This window comes from Sphingomonas sp. SL1004 (assembly GCF_057815015.1).
Genome location: NZ_JBYMUX010000001.1, coordinates 1459362 through 1477429, shown reverse-complemented (window position 1 = coordinate 1477429; position 18068 = coordinate 1459362). Strand labels below are relative to the sequence as shown.

The 18068-nt window shown below is 65.6% G+C and carries 10 protein-coding genes; 7 read left to right on the top strand and 3 right to left on the bottom strand.

The features are described from left to right. Positions 1-191: 191 nt before the first annotated feature. Genes AC3D24_RS06545 through AC3D24_RS06535 form a run of 3 tightly spaced genes read left to right on the top strand, consistent with a single transcriptional unit; the run spans position 192 to position 5103 of the window. A complete protein-coding gene (locus AC3D24_RS06545; protein WP_489029220.1) occupies positions 192-317 on the top strand; it encodes a hypothetical protein in 126 nt (41 codons plus the stop codon). 38 nt (positions 318-355) lie between these two features. After that, a complete protein-coding gene (gene galA, locus AC3D24_RS06540; RefSeq protein ID WP_489029218.1) occupies positions 356-2788 on the top strand; it encodes a beta-galactosidase GalA in 2433 nt (810 codons plus the stop codon). Then, positions 2788-5103, top strand: coding sequence for a DPP IV N-terminal domain-containing protein (locus tag AC3D24_RS06535; protein ID WP_489029217.1), 2316 nt, complete (start codon positions 2788-2790; stop codon positions 5101-5103). The genes galA and AC3D24_RS06535 overlap by 1 nt, the downstream gene beginning before the upstream one ends. A 60-nt stretch (positions 5104-5163) precedes the next feature. Here the strand turns inward: AC3D24_RS06535 and AC3D24_RS06530 are convergent, their stop codons facing one another. From AC3D24_RS06530 to AC3D24_RS06520, 3 genes are all read right to left on the bottom strand, one after another. Beyond that, on the bottom strand, positions 5164-5832 hold the full coding sequence (locus AC3D24_RS06530; RefSeq protein ID WP_489029215.1) for a hypothetical protein: 669 nt from the start codon (positions 5830-5832) through the stop codon (positions 5164-5166). Between the two features lie 98 nt (positions 5833-5930). Beyond that, on the bottom strand, positions 5931-8684 hold the full coding sequence (locus tag AC3D24_RS06525) for a DUF5695 domain-containing protein (protein ID WP_489029213.1): 2754 nt from the start codon (positions 8682-8684) through the stop codon (positions 5931-5933). 8 nt (positions 8685-8692) lie between these two features. Next, complete coding sequence (locus AC3D24_RS06520; RefSeq protein WP_489029212.1) at positions 8693-11158, bottom strand: S9 family peptidase; 2466 nt, start codon at positions 11156-11158, stop codon at positions 8693-8695. Between the two features lie 143 nt (positions 11159-11301). On the opposite strand from AC3D24_RS06520, the gene AC3D24_RS06515 reads away from it, so the two are divergent. The 4 genes from AC3D24_RS06515 to AC3D24_RS06500 are packed head-to-tail and all read left to right on the top strand — an operon-like array spanning position 11302 to position 18050. After that, on the top strand, positions 11302-13692 hold the full coding sequence (locus tag AC3D24_RS06515) for a beta-L-arabinofuranosidase domain-containing protein (RefSeq protein WP_489029211.1): 2391 nt from the start codon (positions 11302-11304) through the stop codon (positions 13690-13692). Next, positions 13689-14720, top strand: a complete 1032-nt coding sequence (locus AC3D24_RS06510) for an Ldh family oxidoreductase (protein WP_489029209.1) — start codon at positions 13689-13691, stop codon at positions 14718-14720. The genes AC3D24_RS06515 and AC3D24_RS06510 overlap by 4 nt, the downstream gene beginning before the upstream one ends. 2 nt (positions 14721-14722) lie before the next feature. Beyond that, on the top strand, positions 14723-16489 hold the full coding sequence (locus AC3D24_RS06505; protein WP_489029207.1) for a DUF885 domain-containing protein: 1767 nt from the start codon (positions 14723-14725) through the stop codon (positions 16487-16489). Beyond that, complete coding sequence (locus tag AC3D24_RS06500) at positions 16479-18050, top strand: family 43 glycosylhydrolase (RefSeq protein ID WP_489029206.1); 1572 nt, start codon at positions 16479-16481, stop codon at positions 18048-18050. Before AC3D24_RS06505 ends, AC3D24_RS06500 begins: the two co-directional genes overlap by 11 nt. Positions 18051-18068: the final 18 nt, after the last annotated feature.

Here is an 18068-nt window from a genome sequence, read left to right as displayed (position 1 = left end):
GCTCAGTGTTGCTAAGGGTGTTTCGCGTCAACATCGGAGGGCGGTCAAGCGCGCCAAGATCGCATGAATGCCGGTGAGCTAAGGCCGTTGCGCGTCTGCCCAGTTGCCTTCCTCAGTCAGCAATGTGACCACTATTGACTTCGTCGCCACGCGTATAGGATACCGTATAATATCGATGGTGGAGTAGCGCGGTGTTGGAATGTCGTATCGTCGGCTCGGAGCGCGGCGTCCCTTCGTCCAACACCAGCGATACCCATCAGGCGGGGTACGATACGCCGGGACGCACGCTGTTCGTAAGCGTCGGGGTGCAGTTCTGACGTACCTTGATCGTCGCGACCTGATGAAGGCGGGTGGCGTGACGGCGCTGGCCGCGATCGCGTCCGCTGCGCCTATTACGGCAGCCCCAAACCCGCTCTCGGTTTTGACCAATCCACGTGAGATTATGCCACTTGGCACGGGATGGCGGTTTCATCTCGGCCATGCGAGCGATCCGAACAAGGATTTCGGGTTCGGCCGGTCGCACGACACATACGGCAAATCGGGCGACGTTGGAACGCCGGTCGCCGAGCCGACGTTTGACGACGCTGGCTGGCAGGCGGTGACCCTCCCGCACGACTGGGCGGTCGACCTCCCTTTCGCGCAATCCGGCCCCGCCGGCAGCGAGGCGGATCGCACTGGATCGTTCCAGGGGTTCAAGCCGGTCGGGCGGATGTGGCCCGCGACCAGTATCGGCTGGTATCGACGGGTAATCCCGCTGGACAAGGCGGATGCGGGGCGGCGGCTGATGCTGGAGTTCGACGGCGTGGCGCGCGATTGCATCGTGATCCTCAACGGCTTCGTCGTCGGATCGAACGAAAGCGGCTATGCGCCGTTCGAGATCGACGTGACCGATTTTGCCAAGCCCGGCGAGGACAATATCCTCGTCGTCCGCTGCGACGTCAGCTTGGGCGAGGCGTGGTCGTACGAGGGTGCCGGGCTCTACCGCGACGTTCGACTGGTCAAGACCGCCCCAGCGCATATCAGGCGATGGGGCGCGACCGTACGATGTTCGATCGATGCGACCGGTGCACGGGTCAGCATCGCGACTGAAATTGCGAACAGCGGCGATGCCTGTGTGGTGCAAGTCCGGTCGACGGTGATCGATCCCGCCGGAAAAGAGGTCGCGATGCTGCTCGCCGAGCCGCTCGACGTCGCGGCGTGGACCGAGACGACCGCGGCGCAACACACGCATATCGCCACGCCTGCGCTGTGGGGCCTGGAAACGCCGCATCTCTATACGTTGGTCAGCGAGCTGTTGATCGACGGCGTCGCGGTCGATCGCGACACGTGCCGGTTCGGCATCCGCACGATCCGGTTCGACGCGACACGCGGCTTTTTCCTCAACGGCAGGCCGGTCAAGATCAAGGGTACCTGCAACCATCAGGATCACGCCGGCGTCGGCTTCGCGGTGCCCGACAGCCTGCATGTCTGGCGGCTGGAGCAGCTGAAGGCGATGGGGAGCAACGCCTATCGCTCGACGCATCATTCGCCATCGCCCGCGATCCTCGACGCATGCGACCGGATGGGCATCCTGTTGATGGACGAAACGCGGCAGATGTCGAGCAATGCGGAAGGGTTGGGGCAGCTCGAGCGCATGGTGCGGCAGGGGCGCAATCATCCGAGTATCGTCCTGTGGAGCATCGGCAACGAGGAAATCCACCGCGGCACCGAAACCGGTGCGCGGATCGCCGAGACAATGAAGCGCAAGGTGTACGAACTCGACGGGACGCGGCCGGTGACGGAGGCGTTCAACGGCAAGTTCGGGGAGGGGGCGTCGCGCGTGCTCGACGTGATGGGGTGCAATTACTACCTCGACGCGATCGATCCGTACCACGCCGCGCATCCCGACATGCCGATGGTCGGCACCGAGACGGGCAGCACGGTGATGACCCGCGGCGAGTATGCGCACGACGATAAGGCCGGCTTCGTATCCGCGTACGATCGCGAGTTTCCCAAATGGGCGACGACCGCGGAGACCTGGTGGAGTTTCTACGACGCGCGGCCGTTCCTGTCCGGCGGCTTCGTCTGGACGGGGTTCGACTATCGTGGCGAGCCGACCCCGTTCGAGCGCTGGCCGGAGAACGTCTCGAACTTCGGCCAGATGGACCTGTGCGGCTTCCCGAAGGACAATTACCATTATTACCGCGCCTGGTGGAGCGGCGAGCCGGTACTGCACCTGTTTCCGCACTGGAACTGGGCGGGGCGCGAGGGCCAGCTGGTCTCGGTATGGGTGCACAGCAACTGCGATGCGGTCGAGCTGTTCCTGAACGGACGAAGTCTCGGCCGGCAGAACGTGGTGCGCAATCGGCATCTCGAATGGCAGGTCGCCTATGCGCCGGGACGGATCACCGTTCATGGCTATCGCGACGGCGAGCGCATCATGACGGCGGCGCGCGAGACGACCGGGGCGCCGGCACGGATCGGGCTGACCAGCGATCGGCGCGAACTGGCACCGGGCGAGGTCGCCGTGGTCCGCGTGGCGATCCTCGATGCGAAACGCCGCGAGATGGCGACCGCCGCCAACCGGGTGACGTTCGCACTGTCCGGCGACGCACGGCTGCTGGGCGTCGGCAATGGCGATCCGCGCAGCCTGGAGCCGGATCATGCGACCTCACGGTCCGCATTCAACGGCCTTTGCATGGCGATCGTCCAGGCCGGTGAGCGCGGCGGGGCGATCCGGCTGGAGGCTCGTGGCGAGGGTTTGGCACCGGCGATGTTGCCGTTGATCGGCATGACCAAGGAAATCTGATGATGGTACGTCGTTCGTCGCGGGCACTCGCGCTGGCAGTGTTATGTACGTCGGCGTTGTGTGCGTCGGCTGCACACGCCGCACCAGACGAAGCCACATTCCGGCGCTCGATCGGGTTGCGCGCGGCATGGCAGGATCTGACGCGCGACGTGGCGTGGCCCGCGCACTGGACTCCGGACGGGCGGCGCTTCTCGTATCGCAAGACGGTGGTGGGCGGATTCGCGTTCGAGACGGTGGACGCGCAGACGCTCGCCAAGGCCTCGGCGTTCGACACGGTACTGCTGGCGCGCGCGTTGCGCGATGCGGGGCAGGTCGCGGTCGATCCGATGCGCCTGCCGTTCGCCGATTTCGACTATGCGGACGACGGCAAGGCGATCGTCTTCACGTTCGAGGAGACACGCTGGCAGTGCGGGATCGTCGCCTATCACTGCGAGGCCGCCGTCGATCGCAGCCGACCGCGCGGCTTTGGCGTGGTACGCGACATGTCGGTGCCTGCCGACAATACGCCGAAGGTTTCGCCGGACGGCAAATGGACCGCGTTCGTGCAGGGCGACAACCTGGTCGTGCGCAAGACCGGCGATGCGGCCGTCGTTCCGCTCAGCGTCGATGGGACGGCGGGTGATTTCTACGATCCGGAGACGCTGCGCTGGTCGCCCGACAGCCGGCATATCATGATCTACCGGGTCCAGCCGGGCTATCAACGGCGCGTGCTGCGCGTAGAATCGTCGCCGCGCGACCAGCTTCAGCCAAAGCTGCAGAGCCAGCTTTATCCCAAGCCCGGCGATGCGATCGACCGCGAGCAGCCGGTGCTGTTCGACGTCGTGATGCGGCGTCAGATGATAATCGACGAAGCGTTGTTCCCCAACCCGTACGAACTCTCCGCACCTCGCTGGCGTAGCGATGGGCGAAGTGTCGCGTTCGATTATGTCCGGCGCGGTTTCGGGCAGGCGCGGATCGTCGCGGTCGATGCCGAGACCGGCGCCGCGCATGCCGCGGTGACCGAGGATGCGAAGACGTTCGTCTATGCCGATCGCCGCTACGCACACGACGTCGGCAGCGATGGCAACGAGATCGTCTGGGCGTCAGAGCGCGATGGCTGGAACCATCTGTATCTGTTCGACGGTCGCACTGGGAAGGTCAAAAATCGGATCACGACCGGGGCCTGGGTGGTGCGCGACGTCATCGACGTCGACGATGCCAAGCGCCAGATCATTTTCTCCGCGAGCGGCATGAACGCGGGCGAGGACCCGTATTTCCGACACGTCTACCGGATCGATTTCGACGGCCGGCACCTGACCGCACTGACCCCGGCCAAGGCCGATCACGACGTGCGCTTCTCCCCAGACGGGGCGCTATACGTCGACACCTATTCGCGGATCGACCTGCCGACGATCAGCGAACTGCACCGGGCGAGCGACGGTGCAATGATCGCGACGATCACCAAGGGCGATGATAACGCGCTTCGGGCGGCCGGGTTCCGAGCGCCCGAAGCGTTCGTCGCCAAAGGCCGCGACGGCAAGACCGACATCTGGGGCGTCGTCGTCCGCCCGCGCGACTACGACCCGCGCAAGCGCTATCCGGTGATCGAGAACATCTATGCCGGTCCGCACGACAGCTTCGTCCCCAAGCAATATTGGCCGTTCGGCTATCATTCCGGCGGCGACAAGGCGATCGGCATGCAGGAGCAGGCCGACCTCGGCTTCATCGTCGTGCAGATCGACGGGATGGGTACCGCCAACCGATCGAAGGCATTCCAGGACGTCGCGTGGAAGAACCTCGCCGACTCCGGCTTCCCCGACCGCATCGCGTGGCACCGCGCGCTGGCGGCGAAGGATCCGTCCTACGATATCGGCCGGGTCGGCATCTACGGCGCGTCGGCAGGCGGCCAGAGCACGTTGAACGCGCTGCTGTTCCACGGCGATTTCTACAAGGTGGGGGTGGCCTATGCCGGGTGCTACGACAACCGCATGGACAAGATCAGCTGGAACGAACAATGGCTCGGCTGGCCGGTCGATGCGAGCTATGCTGCAGCTTCCGGCGTCGATCATGCCGCGCAACTGACGGGCAAGCTGCTGATGATCGTCGGCGAGCAGGACAGCAACGTCGACCCCGCCTCGACCATGCAGGTCGCCGACGCACTGATCCGCGCGAACAAGGATTTCGAACTGCTGGTGGTGCCCGGTGCCGAGCACAGCGTCGGGCGGTCGACCGGACCGATCGACTATGTCGCGCGGCGGCAGTTCGGGTTCTTCGTCCGGAATTTGGCAGGGGCGGAGGTGCCGAACTGGAATGCGGCAGCATCGCCAGGGGAGTAGCGCCGCGCCGCTTGGCGATGCTCATGTTACAGGGCAGCGTCAGGCAACTGGCTGATGACGCTAATATCCTGACGCGTCGCCGCGGGCCTTGCGAAACGCGTAGCGCACGAACGTACTGGCAGACGGGTGGCTTTTGGAAATCCCGAATGCCACGGACAGCTTGACCGGATCGAAGCTGTCCTGGCCGCCAGACGTCAGCAATTCGGGTCTCTGTAATTTGGCCATAGCATAATTGGTGTTGGCGAGGGACGCGGAAGGATCAAGGATTCCGGCAATTTCGCACAGCGTGGATCCGCAGATCACGCGGGTCTCCTTGTCCAGATAGGGAATGGCCCTGAGTTGGCTCATCAACGCCTGCTCCGTCCTGACCGACCAGTCCTTGTCCTTTTCCTCGGCGCGTAGCTTTCGGTACAGATAGGATGGCGCTCGGTCGAAGACGACTGCCGGATTTTCGTCGACGACCCCGTCGAGAAATGCATCGACTTTCAAAATCGGCGGGGACGGGGACGGGGACGCGGTCGCGGCCGGCGACGGCATGGCAGGAGTGAGCGAAGCTATGTCGACGGGTGATTTCGCGCGCCTGCTACCGTTCGTATAGGGCCAGTCGACCGTCCTGATCATGGGCGTTTGTTCGGAGCGCTGGTCCGTATCCGTCCGGTGTACGACAAACAGACCGAGGACGGCGATCGTCGAAATCACGCCCAAAATGCCAACGAGACGGTAGCGCATTCCGATACCCCCATGTTTCGGTCACCAGTCCTGCACCGGCTCGTGCTCAGTCTAGGACTAACACTTGCCGTTGCCAAAACGCGAGCCGGCCGCCGCTCTTAGCGCGGCTGAAGGCGGACCTTCTTCACATCGGCGGACAGGGGAACAGTGTATTCACCTCGCTCCAAGGCGCTGCCCAGGAGCGTGTAGGCGCGTCCGCCCGATGTCGTCGTTTCCAGCGTGATCCGCGCCGCCGGCGTCGTCGACGATGCCGGATCCAGCTTCAGCGTGACGCTTCCCGTGGCCGTGTCGTAGGCAGCGTTGGCGATCTTGCCCGCGGTCAGCGTGATCCACAGACCGGCAGGGGCGACGAACAGGCGGCTGCGCGCGCCGTCCTTCGGCGCGATTTTCACGACGGTACCGGAAGTCTGGTTCACGTTTCCGCCAAAGCCCAGCCAGCCGAATGTCGGATCCTTGACCAGATAGCTCGCGGCGGTGACGGCGTGGCCGTAGAAGCCCATCCCGTAATCGCCGCTGTACGGATCCCATTTCATCATGTCGGGCGCGGAGTGGAACGCCGCGGACGAGAAGCCCTGCTGGTCGATGTTGGTGATCCCGCCCATCACGCCGCCGTATGCGATCCGCAACAACCGCAGGTCCGACGGGTCGGCGCGATAGGCATCGAGCAGTGGCACGGCGTTCAGCGCGGATCCGTAATGGTGGATCTGTCGCTCGATCCGCGGATATTTGCCGCCGTACAGGAAATCCCAATAGCGGCGGGCATTGCCGTTATAGCCCCAGCTCGGGATCGCCGGATCATAGGCCAGGATCACCTGCTTGGTCTCGTCGGCCTGGGGCTGGTAGCCGAAATAGCGCATCCAGGCATAGACCTCGGGTTGGCCTGTCGAATCCCACGCCATCTCGCTGCCGAACGGATAGGTCAGCGTGCGCCAGTGATCCGCGCGGCCCTTCATCAGGCGCTCCATCTCGGTCGCCTCGGTGGTCAGCCCTTCGCGCTTCAGGTCCTTCAGGATGTCGACGAACACGTCGCCCTCCATCAGCCCGAACTGCGTATAATAGGGCGCATCGCGCATCATCGCGACGGTGGTCTGATAGGCGTGGTCGAGATACCAACGCCACGGATGCGCGGTGACCATGCCGGGATGGTTGCGCGCGACGCGGTACAGCACCCAGTGGCCGATCGCGACATGCGGGTAATTGTACGCGCGGCCGAGGTCGCCGGCGTCCTTCTTCGACCAAGACGTCCAGCTCCTCCAGTTGGTGGCGGGATCGTAATAGCCGGGATGTTCGGCCGGATCGTAATAGAAGATGCTTTTCCGCACCGCGCCGGCATGCTCGCCGTCCGGCACCTGAAGGCGGCCTTCGACGGTCTCGTCGACCAGGCGCTGGAGCTTCGCGACCTCGGCCGGGTCGGGATTGTCGAGCTGCTTGGCCATAGCCGCGACCCAGCTGCCGCCGCCGCCCTCGTCGCTCATGCCCGAGATCCATACACGTGGATCCTGGGTGACGATCTTGCCGGCTTCACGGTCATAGGTGAGGATCGCGGGGTTGCGGCCGAACGGGTCGGACTTGTTCTCATACCATTGCTGCGTCGTGGAGAACCGGCCGAGGTCCGCCATCGCCTGGTCGAGCGGCTTGGTGATGAAATAGCTGACGGTCTGCACGCTGCTATCGGCATAGGTGATCGACAGGCTCGCGCGGCCCCATCCGCTGCTGCGTACCGCATAGCGTGCCCAGCCCTTGGCGCCCGCCACTTTGGTCGCGGTCAGCGCGCCTGCCGGCAGGCTCTGGACCTTGGCGATGCGTTGCGGGCTGCGCAGGAACAGCGATGCGTCCTGGTCGGTCGGCACCACATAGCCGGGAATGCCGACCGCCACCGGGCGCTTGTTGGCGACCAGCGTGTCTTCGATCGCTGCGATCGACGGCGACGTGACGAAACGCACGCCGATCGTGCGGCTCTTGCCCGGTGCCATCGTGAAGCTGGTCGGCGTGTTCCACTGGTCGCCGGCCTTTGCCCATTCCTTATCGGCAAAGCCCTTGCTGGCGATCGTCCAGTCGTAAAACCCTTCGGACGTCTGGCCGCGCGGGCTGCGGTCGGTGAAGACGTCGGTGTCGCGGGGGCCGCGCGCCTCCATGATCGGGCGATAGGCCTCCAGCGGCGTGCCCTTTTCGGGGAACACCAGCAGGGCAGGGCCCTTGCCGTTCAGCCGCGCGACCTGGAGATAGCCGGCGTCGCGGCCGATATAGGGATCGACGAAGCTCGCCTGCGCGTGCGCCTGTTCCAGGTCACGATCGGAGATGATGTTGTCGAAGATCATCGGCAGCCCGAGGCCGCCGATCTCGACAGGCTGCGTGCCGGTATTGGTCAGCGTGAAGCGCAGCGCGAGCACGCCGTGATCGTCGATCCAGCGCCGCTCGACCTTTATCGGGCTGGCCCCGAGCGACGCGGTGATATCGGCCGCGGCCAGCACCGAGCCGCCGACGGGCAGGAGCCGGATCGGCTGGCGCCGGTGCGCGGAGGCGAAATCGGTCCAGGCGCCGCCGGGCGTGCGCAGCCGCAGGTTGATGTCGCCGATATGGACATAGCCGTCGCCGGCCCGCTCCGCTTCGCGCGCGCCGGGGGTGAAATCGAACGTCGCGTCGCCGGTGGGGGAGAGCCGCGACAGCGTCTGCGTGTCCGACCGCAGTGCCAGATCGAAGCTGGGCGTACGGATCGGCGTTTCCGCGATCGGCGGATAGACCCGCTTCGCCGGCTGCTGCTCCTGCGCCTGCGCGGCTTCGAGCGTGGGGATCGCCAGCGACGTACCGGCGAGGAGAAGGGCGGCGGCGGTCAGGCTGCGGAAGCGAGTCATGGCGGGGCTCATCGTATCGGAGTGGCGGGTGCCGCGGCAGCGGGCGCAATGGCAGCGGAGGCGGTCGGCGGCGCATCGCGCGGTGGCTCGGCGGGCGTGCCCGGCGGCGGCGAAGGGGATAACGGCAACAAGGCCGGCGTCGCCTCGTCCAGCAGGTTGCGGGTGAAATAATCGCGCAGCTTGCGCCAGAAGAACGGCTGGTAGACCGCGTGCGTGGTGTTGGGCAGCACGACGATATCGACGTCGCGCTTTGCCTGAATCAGCGCCTGGGCGAGCCGGAAGCTCTCGGTGACGGGCACATTGTCGTCGATGTCGCCGTGGATCAGCAGCAGCTTGCCCTGCAGATTGGCCGCGACCGACATGTTCGAATTCCGGTCCCAGGTCGCGGTGTCGGCGGTGCCCATCGACACTTCCGGCCACCACGCCTTGTCCAGCCGCAGATCGTGATTGCCCGAGGACGCGACCGCCACCTTGAAGAAGTTCGGCCGGCGCAGGATGAACCGCGCGGCGTCGTATCCGCCTGCCGACCCGCCGAACACGCCGACCCGGTCGGTATCCATATAGGGATAGCGGGCGGCCATCTGGCGGATCATTGCGATATGATCGTCGAGACCGACCTCGCCAAGATTCTGAAAGGCGGGAAGGCGGAATGCCTGGCCGCGGCGCGAGGTGCCACGGCCGTCGATCATCACGACGATCGCACCGATCTGCGCGACGCTGTTGCCGCCGGCCATGACTGCGTCGTCCCAGGTGGTCGGGACGTCGGTGGTGGTCGGCCCGGTATAGACGTTGTCGATCACGGGATAATGCCGCGCGGGATTAAAGTTCGCAGGGCGCAGGATCATGCCGTAGAGTGGTGTCGTGCCATCGGCGGCGACGCCGCGGAACGGTTCGGGTGCGGTAAATCCGCTTGCGAACAAGGCAGTCGGATCGGCACGCGCCAGTTCGGAGACGATGTGCCCGTCGGCGCCGTCGCGGAGCACGGTTCGGGTCGGCACGGTCGGGCTCGACATCCGGTCGAGGATCCAGCGTCCGTCGTCCGACACCTTGGTATCGTGATCGATCGGCTCGGGCGTGAGCAGCACGGGCTGGGTGCCATCGAGAGTCACGCGGTACAGCGCGCGGTAATAGGGATTGCGATCATGTTCGCGACCGACCCCGGTGATCAGCAGGCTGTGCGCGTCCTTGGCGACATGATCGACCGACAGCACTTCCCATGCACCGCGGGTCAGCGGGATGCCGCCGTCGGGATCGTCCGGACGTACCAGATAAAGCTGCGCCCAGCCGCTGCGTTCGGAGATCGACAGTTCGCCGCCCATGTCCGGCGCGCTCATCAATGCGCTCGAGGTGACGGTGACCACGGGCTTGATCGCCTCCCGTGCGACGACGTGCGTCGCGCCGGTGTCCGGGTCGGCCTGATAGACGACGATCTGTTTATAGCCGCGCTCCGTCCAGCTGATCCGCGGCGTGTTGCCGACCCATTCCATGTCCGGATCGGCGGGATAGAGGAGTGACTCGCTCGGTATGTCGAGCGGCACGACCCGCGCCTTGCGACGGCGCAGCGCCTGTTCGACGTCGATCACCATCCGCGTGGCCTGCGGCAGTTTCTCCGCGCCGGCGAGCGGGTAGATGTACGAGAAGCTTCGCGGGTAGAAGCTGCCCGGGGGATTTTCCTGCGTCACCGTCATGGGATGCACGCCGCGCGTATCGAGTCGCCAAGTGATGATCCGGCGGCTGTCGGGCGACCAGCGCACCGACACCGGCATGACCGGGTCCTCGGTGCCCTGTTTCAGGATTTCGGGAAGCGGCGCGATACCGCGACCATAGGGCTGTTCCCGCGTCCCGTCGGTCGTCAGCATTACTTCGCGCCCGCTCTTCACGCCGATCGCCACCAGATTGAACGCGCGGTAGACGATCCGGAACCGGCCATCGGGCGAGATCGCGTCGGTGCCGTCACCGTCGCCGGTCTTCGCCTCCGCCAGCGTTCCCGCACCGTCGAGCGTCCAGCGCTTGCCGCCCGCGGAGAACGTCATCACCCGCGTTGCCGGATCGTAGTCGAGCCGTTCGAAGCCCGGTCGTTCCGCGTTGACCGGCTTGCCGATCGCCTGCGTCAGCAGCCTAGCGACAGCCGCAAAGGTGGAGACCGTCCGAGTCTCGCCGGTCGCCGGGTCGAGGAACAGGATCGTCGTTTCGCCCGCTATCTTGCGGTGAAGCAGGATGCCGCGACCGTCGGCAACGAAGGTCGCGCCGGGATCTCTGTCTGCGATCAGCTTGTCGAGGTTCTCGCGCAGGTAGCGATCGGCGAGGGCGTAGCGCTCGAGTATCGACTTTGGCGCGGGGGTCGCGAGGACAGGTTTGGCGACAGTCTTGGCGACAATCTGCGCGGTGGCTGGTACGCCCGACGTGAAGACGGCAAGCGCGCTTCCCAGCAGGAATGCGGCATGGCGTGGCCTTGCCGGATGATGCGCCTGCATTGTTGTCCCCCTACGATGCCATGGAAACTGACGAACGATCGGCGAAGCGTCAATAGAAATTATACAGTATATGATTTTGGGCTTGGATCGTTCTGTTTGCACGCTTGCAACATTCACATCTCAGTTTAGTATACGATATCCGGATGGAGATCGACATGCAGGCCAGTCGCCGAGAATTGATGATGGGTATCGCGGCGGTAACGCTGCTGCCGGTGGGCGAAGGGGCGTTCGCCCGTGGCGCGGGTGGTGCGATCTTGCCTGCCCGTGCGAAGCCCTTGCCGCTGACGGCGGTGCGGCTGCGCCCGTCCGCCTACGCGACCGCGGTCGACGTCAATCGCGTCTATCTGTTGCGGCTGAGCGCGGACCGGTTGCTGCACAATTTCATGGTCTATGCCGGCCTGCCCGCCAAGGCGCCGCTATACGGCGGGTGGGAGAGCGACACGATCGCCGGCCATACGCTGGGCCATTATATGACCGCGCTGGTCAAGATGAACGAGCAGACCGGCGATGCCGAATGCCGGACGCGTGCCGAGTATATCGTCGCCGAACTGGCGCGCGCGCAGGCAAAGCGCGGCACTGGCTATGTCGGTGCGCTCGGCCGCAAGCGTAAGGACGGGACGATCGTCGATGGGGAGGAGATCTTCCCGGAAGTGATGCGCGGCGAGATCAAGTCCGGCGGGTTCGATCTCAACGGGTCGTGGTCGCCGCTCTATACGGTACACAAGGTGTTCGCCGGCCTGCTCGACGTTCACGCGGCATGGGGCAACACCCAGGCACTCACCGTCGCGACCGGGCTGGGCGACTATTTCGCGCGGGTGTTCGCGGCGTTGAACGACGAACAGATGCAGACGCTGCTGAGTTGCGAATATGGTGGCCTGAATGAAAGCTACGCCGAACTGTACGCGCGGACGAACGATCGCAAATGGCTCGTCATCGCCGAGCGGATCTACGATCGCCGGGTGCTCGATCCGCTTGTCACCGGGCAGGACAAGCTCGCCAATTTCCATGCCAATACGCAGGTGCCCAAGCTGATCGGCCTTGCGCGGATCCATGAGCTGAACGGCAAGCCCGAGCCCGCCAATGCCGCGCGGTATTTCTGGAATACGGTCACCCAGCATCACAGCTATGTGATCGGCGGCAATGCGGACCGCGAGTATTTCTCCGAGCCGGACACGATCGCCGCCCACATCACCGAGCAGACCTGCGAGCATTGCAACAGCTACAATATGCTGAAGCTGACCCAGCAATTGTATAGCTGGCAGCCGGAGGGCGCGTTCTTCGACTATTACGAGCGCACGCACCTCAACCACATCATGGCCGCGCAGAACCCGAAGAACGCCGGCTTCACCTATATGACGCCGCTGATGACCGGCGCCGATCGCGGCTATTCGACGCCCGACGACGATGCGTTCTGGTGTTGCGTCGGGACCGGCATGGAGAGCCATGCCAAGCACGGCGAGGCGATCTTCTGGGAGGGAGACGGCACGCTGCTGGTCAATCTCTACATTCCGTCGGATGCTAAGTGGAAGACGCGCGGCGCCGACCTGACTCTCGATACGCGCTATCCGTTCGAGCCCGAATCCCGGCTGACGCTGACGGCGCTCGCCAAGCCCGGGCGCTTCCCGATCGCGTTGCGCGTGCCGGCGTGGGCGAACGGGCAGGCAGTGGTGACGGTCAACGGCCAGCCGTTCACGCCCGTGATCGCCAAGGGCTATGCGATCGTCGACCGGCGCTGGAAGAAGGGCGACATGGTCGCGATCACGCTGCCGCTCGACCTGAGGATCGAGGCGACGCCGGGTGACGAGACTACCATCGCCGTGCTGCGCGGACCGATGGTGATGGCCGCCGATCTCGGGCCCAACGAGACCAAGTGGGACAGCGCCGATCCGGCGATGGTCGGCGAAAACCTGCTCGCCAACTTCACCCAGACCGACGCGACGCGCGCCATCTATGCGACGCGCGGGGTGATCCGGCCCGCGGACCTCGGCTTCGTGCCGTTCTATAGCCAGTATGAGCGGCGCAGCGCGGTGTATTTCAAGCGTTTCACCGAGACTGCGTGGAAGAGCGAGGAAGCGGCCTTCGTCGCCGAACAGGCCAAGGCACGCGACATCGCGGGCCGGTCGGTGGACGTGATGCACCTGGGCGAGATGCAGCCGGAACGCGATCACGGCCTGACGTCCGAGCTGTCCTATCCGGTCAGCTATCGCGGGCGTAACGGGCGCGATGCGCGCTCGGGCGGGTTCATCGAATTCGCGATGAAGACCAAGCCGGGACCGCTGGTGCTCCAGGCGACCTATTGGGGCGACGAGCGCGGCCGCGATTTCGACATCCTGGTCGACAACGTCAAGATCACCACCCAGCATCTCGAAGCCGACAAGCCGGGCAAGTTCTTCGACATCGAATATCCGCTGCCGACCGGGCTTACCAAGGGTAAGGCGAGCATCAAGGTGCGCTTCGTGCCGCGCGATCGCTCGACGGCGGGTCCGGTGTTCGGGGTTCGCCTGTTCACGGCCAAGCCCGGCAGCGTCGCGTGAGCGAAGATCAGGCGGGCGGCGTTCGCCTGACGCTCGACGAGGTTCGGACGCTGGCGCGGGCGGTGTTGCTGGGCGCCGGGCTGTCGCGCGATCATGCCGTGGCGGTTGCCGAGACGATGGTGGCGGGCGAGCGCGACGGCTGCACCAGCCACGGCATCTACCGGCTGCTGGTCGCGGCCAACAGCATCGCGCGCGGTGTCGTCGTCACCGATGCCGTGCCAGTGGTCAGCGAACCGGCGCGTGCTCTGGTAAAGGTCGACGGCGGCGGAGGCTTCGCGCAGCTCGCGTTCGAGCGGGGGCGGGGTCTACTTGCCGAGAAGGCGCGCAACTACGGGATCGCCGCGATGGCGCTCAACAACGTCGTCCATTTCGCAGCCTTGTGGCCCGAGGTCGAGGCGCTGGCGAGCGAGGGACTGGTCGCGCTCGCCTTCACCCCCAGCCATGCCTGGGTCGCGCCGGCGGGGGGCACCGAGCCGGTGTTCGGCACAAACCCGATCGCCTTCGGCTGGCCGCGGCCAGGCGCACATCCGTTCGTGTTCGATTTCGCGACCAGCGCGGTGGCGCGCGGCGAGATCGAGCTGCATCGCCGCGCCGGCAAGCCGGTGCCCGACGACTGGGGCTATGACGCGAACGGCCAGTCCACCACCGACGCCGAAGCGGTGTTGGCGGGTGCGATGCGGACGTTCGGCGGGCACAAGGGATCGGCACTGGCGGCGATGGTCGAACTGCTCGCCGGGCCGCTGATCGGCGACATGACCAGTCGGGAATCGATCGCTGCCGACCGGGGCAGGGGTGGATCGCCGATCGGCGGTGAACTGATCGTCGCGATCGATCCCGCCGGTTTCCTCGGCGATGCGGTCACCGAGCATCTGGCGCGCGCGGAGGCGATGTTCGATGCGATCGAGGGGCAGGGTGCGCGCCTGCCGTCGCAGCGCCGCTACGCCGCGCGCGACCGCAGCTTGGCGGAGGGCGTGGTGATCGCGCCCGCGCTGTACCGAGACATCATGGCACTGCCCCAAGGAGCATGACGATGCGGAAACTGGTCCTTGGCCTGGCACTGGCGACGACGACGCTTGTCCCGATCGCGGCCGACGCGGCGCCTGCTGCAACCAGGCCGCTCTCGGCGGACAAGCGGTTCGAGGCGCTGTCGAATGCGGAATATACGTGGCGCAGCAGCCAGTCCGGTCCCGACGAGAACAATCCCAAGGGTCGTGCTCGGCTTCCGGACGTAGGCCCCAAGGCCCAGGCCGAGCGGCTGGCGCGCTGGACCCAGGTGTCTCAGCAGCTCGCCGCAATTCCGCTGGCGAGCCTCAGCGCCGCGAACCGGGTCAATTACGCGGTCTACAAGCAGCAGATCGATGCGCTGCTCGCAGCCCAACGCTACCGCGATTACGAACGCCCGCTATCGGCCGATACCAGCTTTTGGGGCGACATCGCGGAATCGTCGCGCAGCCCGTTCCGCAGTATCGAGGATTATCGCAACTACATCGCGATGATGCGCGAGGTGCCGCGCTATTTCGACCAGCAGACCGCCAACATGCGCGCCGGCCTGGCGCGCGGCTTCACGCTGCCGCAGATCACGCTGAAGGGTCGCGACATCGGCGTGGCGCAGGTCGTCGAGGCCAAGACCGCCGAGGATTCGCCCTTCTACGCGCCGTTCAAGAATTTCCCCTCGACGATTCCCGCCGCCGATCAGGCCTCGCTCGCCGCCGAGGGCAAGGCTGCGATCGAACAGGCGGTGGTGCCGGCGCATGTCAAGCTGCTCGCGTTTCTCCGGACCGACTACATCCCGCATGCCCGCCCCGAACTGGCGGCGTACGACCTGCCAGACGGCAAGGCCTATTATCAGTCCAAGATCGCCGAATACACGACGCAGGACCTGACCCCGGACCAGATCCACGCCTTGGGGCTGGTCGAGGTCGCCAAGATCCGCGCGCGGATGGACGGGGTGATGAAGCAGGTCCAGTTCAAGGGCGATCTGCAGGCGTTCTTCAACCATCTGCGGACCGATCCGCAATTCTATCCCAAGACTCCGAACGAACTGCTCTACCGCGCGGCGTGGATCGCCAAGACGTTCGACGGCAAGGCCTCGCAGTGGTTCGGGCACATTCCGCGCAGCCGGTTCGCGATCAAGCCGGTGCCCGCCGATATCGCGCCGTTCTATACCGGTGGGCGCGGTGGGCCCGGCATCTATCTGGTCAACACCTGGAACCTGCCGTCGCGGCCCTTCTATTCGCAGATCGCGCTGACGCTCCACGAAAGCGCGCCGGGCCACGCCTTCCAGATGCCCCTCGCCGCCGAGAACACCAACCTGCCGGCGTATCGCCGCGACACCTATCTGTCGGTCTATGGCGAGGGCTGGGCGCTGTATTGCGAAGCGCTCGGCGAGGACATGGGGATGTACGAGACGCCGTATGACCTGTTCGGCTATCTCAGTTATCAGGCCTGGCGCGCGGCGCGGCTTGTGGTCGATACCGGCATCCACGCCAAGGGCTGGAGCCGCGAGCGGGCGCAGGCCTATCTCCACGACAATACCGCGCTGTCCGATCACGAGATCGAGACCGAGGTGGATCGCTACATCGCGTGGCCGGGACAGGCGCTGTCCTATTACATGGGCGAGCTCGCCTTCCAGCACGCCCGGGCCAAGGCGCAGACGGCGCTGGGCGCGAAGTTCAATATCCGCGCCTTCCACGATGCGATGCTGGAGATGGGTTCGGTGCCGGTCCCGGTGATCGAGGCCCGCACCGACCAGCTGATCGCAGCCGGCGGCAAGGGGCCTTATCCCGATGAGGAATAGCGGCTGGCTGGCGGCGGCGGCGGTGATGTCCATCCCGAGCGTTGCGGTCGCCGCGCAGGCGCCCGTTGCCGAGCGTCTGCACAGTCCCGGCAACCCGATCCTTGCCGACGGGCGCTATTACTCGACCGACCCGGCGCCGGTAGTCATCGACGATATTCTGTGGATCCTTGCAGGGCGCGACGAGGCGCCGAAGGACGTCAACGACTTCATCATGAACGAGTGGCAGTTGCTCGCCACCAAGGATCCCAAATTGGGCGACTGGACGCATTACCCTGCGATCGCGCGTCCGGAGGCGGTGTTCGCCTGGGCCGCGCCTGGCCGCGCCTATGCCGGGCAGATCGTCGCCGGTCCCAGTGGGAAGCTGTACCTGTACGCGCCGGTGCTGGAGAAGGACACCGACGCCAAGGACGGCTTCGCGATCGGCGTCGCGGTAGCGGACAGCCCGACCGGGCCTTGGCGCGACGCGCATCCGTCTGGCCCAATCATTTCGCAGCGCGTGCCGATCGCCAACGCGATCCAGAATATCGACCCGACGGTGATGATCGAAGACGACGGCCGGGTGTATATCTATTGGGGCACGTTCGGTCAGTTGCGCGGGATGGAACTCGAGCGCGACATGATCACGCCCAAAGGGCCTGAAGTTCCGATCGAAGGGTTGACCGGTTTCTTCGAGGCGCCGTGGATCATGAAGCGCAACGGCACCTATTACATGCTCTACGCGGGCAATCGCGCCGGGCCGCGATCGGATTGCACGCCTGCGGTGTACCATGCCTGCATCGCCTATGGCACCGCGCCGTCACCGATGGGGCCGTGGACCTATCGCGGCGTGGTATTGAAACCAGTGTCCTCGACGACCTCGCATTCGGGTGCGGTCGAGTTCAAGGGCCGTTGGTATCTCGCCTATCACACCGCCGATGCGGTGGGCGGTGGCCATTTCCGACGCAGCGTCGCGCTCGACGAAATGCACTTCGACGACAGCGTCAGCCCCGCCGCGATCCTGCCGGTGACGCCGACCCGGCGCGCGCAACCGGCACCGCTGCCCTCGCGCAACCTGGCGCGATCGGCGAGCGCAGCGGCGTCCAACGAACCGGTCCCGCTGCAATATTGGATCAAGTCGCTCAACGACGGCATCACCAAGGCCGCCCCGCTGCCGCCCGACATGTGGGGCAGCTGGAGCCCGCGCAATCCGGCGCAGCAATGGATCGAATATCGCTGGGACAAACCGGTGACGCTCGACGGCGCGCGGATATGGTTCTGGGCGGACCAGCCCGCCGGGTCCGCGATCGGCATCGCCCCGCCAGCGCGCTGGCACTTGGAATATTGGAACGGTGGCTGGAAACCGGTGGCGCAGCCGCAGGGTTTCGGCACCGCGGTCGGCAGCTTCCAGGCGGCGAGCTTCGCGCCGGTCGCCACACGCTGCCTGCGTGCGGTGTTCGATGCCTCGGGTGTGGGGGGCGAGCATGCCGGGATCGCGGTCCAGGAATGGGAAGCGCTCGGCCTTCGTGTCCAGCCGATGGTGGTGCGGCCGGTCGACGCAGCGCCGGCACCGGCCTGCAACTGACCGCGTCGTCCCGTCCTC

Bases quoted from the DNA above. Each gene is read 5' to 3' on its own strand.
- AC3D24_RS06535 (WP_489029217.1), top strand. From the start codon at position 2,788: ATGATGGTACGTCGTTCGTCGCGGGCACTCGCGCTGGCAGTGTTATGT.
- AC3D24_RS06530 (WP_489029215.1), bottom strand. From the start codon at position 5,832: ATGCGCTACCGTCTCGTTGGCATTTTGGGCGTGATTTCGACGATCGCC.
- AC3D24_RS06525 (WP_489029213.1), bottom strand. From the start codon at position 8,684: ATGACTCGCTTCCGCAGCCTGACCGCCGCCGCCCTTCTCCTCGCCGGT.
- AC3D24_RS06520 (WP_489029212.1), bottom strand. From the start codon at position 11,158: ATGCAGGCGCATCATCCGGCAAGGCCACGCCATGCCGCATTCCTGCTG.
- AC3D24_RS06515 (WP_489029211.1), top strand. From the start codon at position 11,302: ATGGAGATCGACATGCAGGCCAGTCGCCGAGAATTGATGATGGGTATC.
- AC3D24_RS06505 (WP_489029207.1), top strand. From the start codon at position 14,723: ATGCGGAAACTGGTCCTTGGCCTGGCACTGGCGACGACGACGCTTGTC.
- AC3D24_RS06500 (WP_489029206.1), top strand. From the start codon at position 16,479: ATGAGGAATAGCGGCTGGCTGGCGGCGGCGGCGGTGATGTCCATCCCG.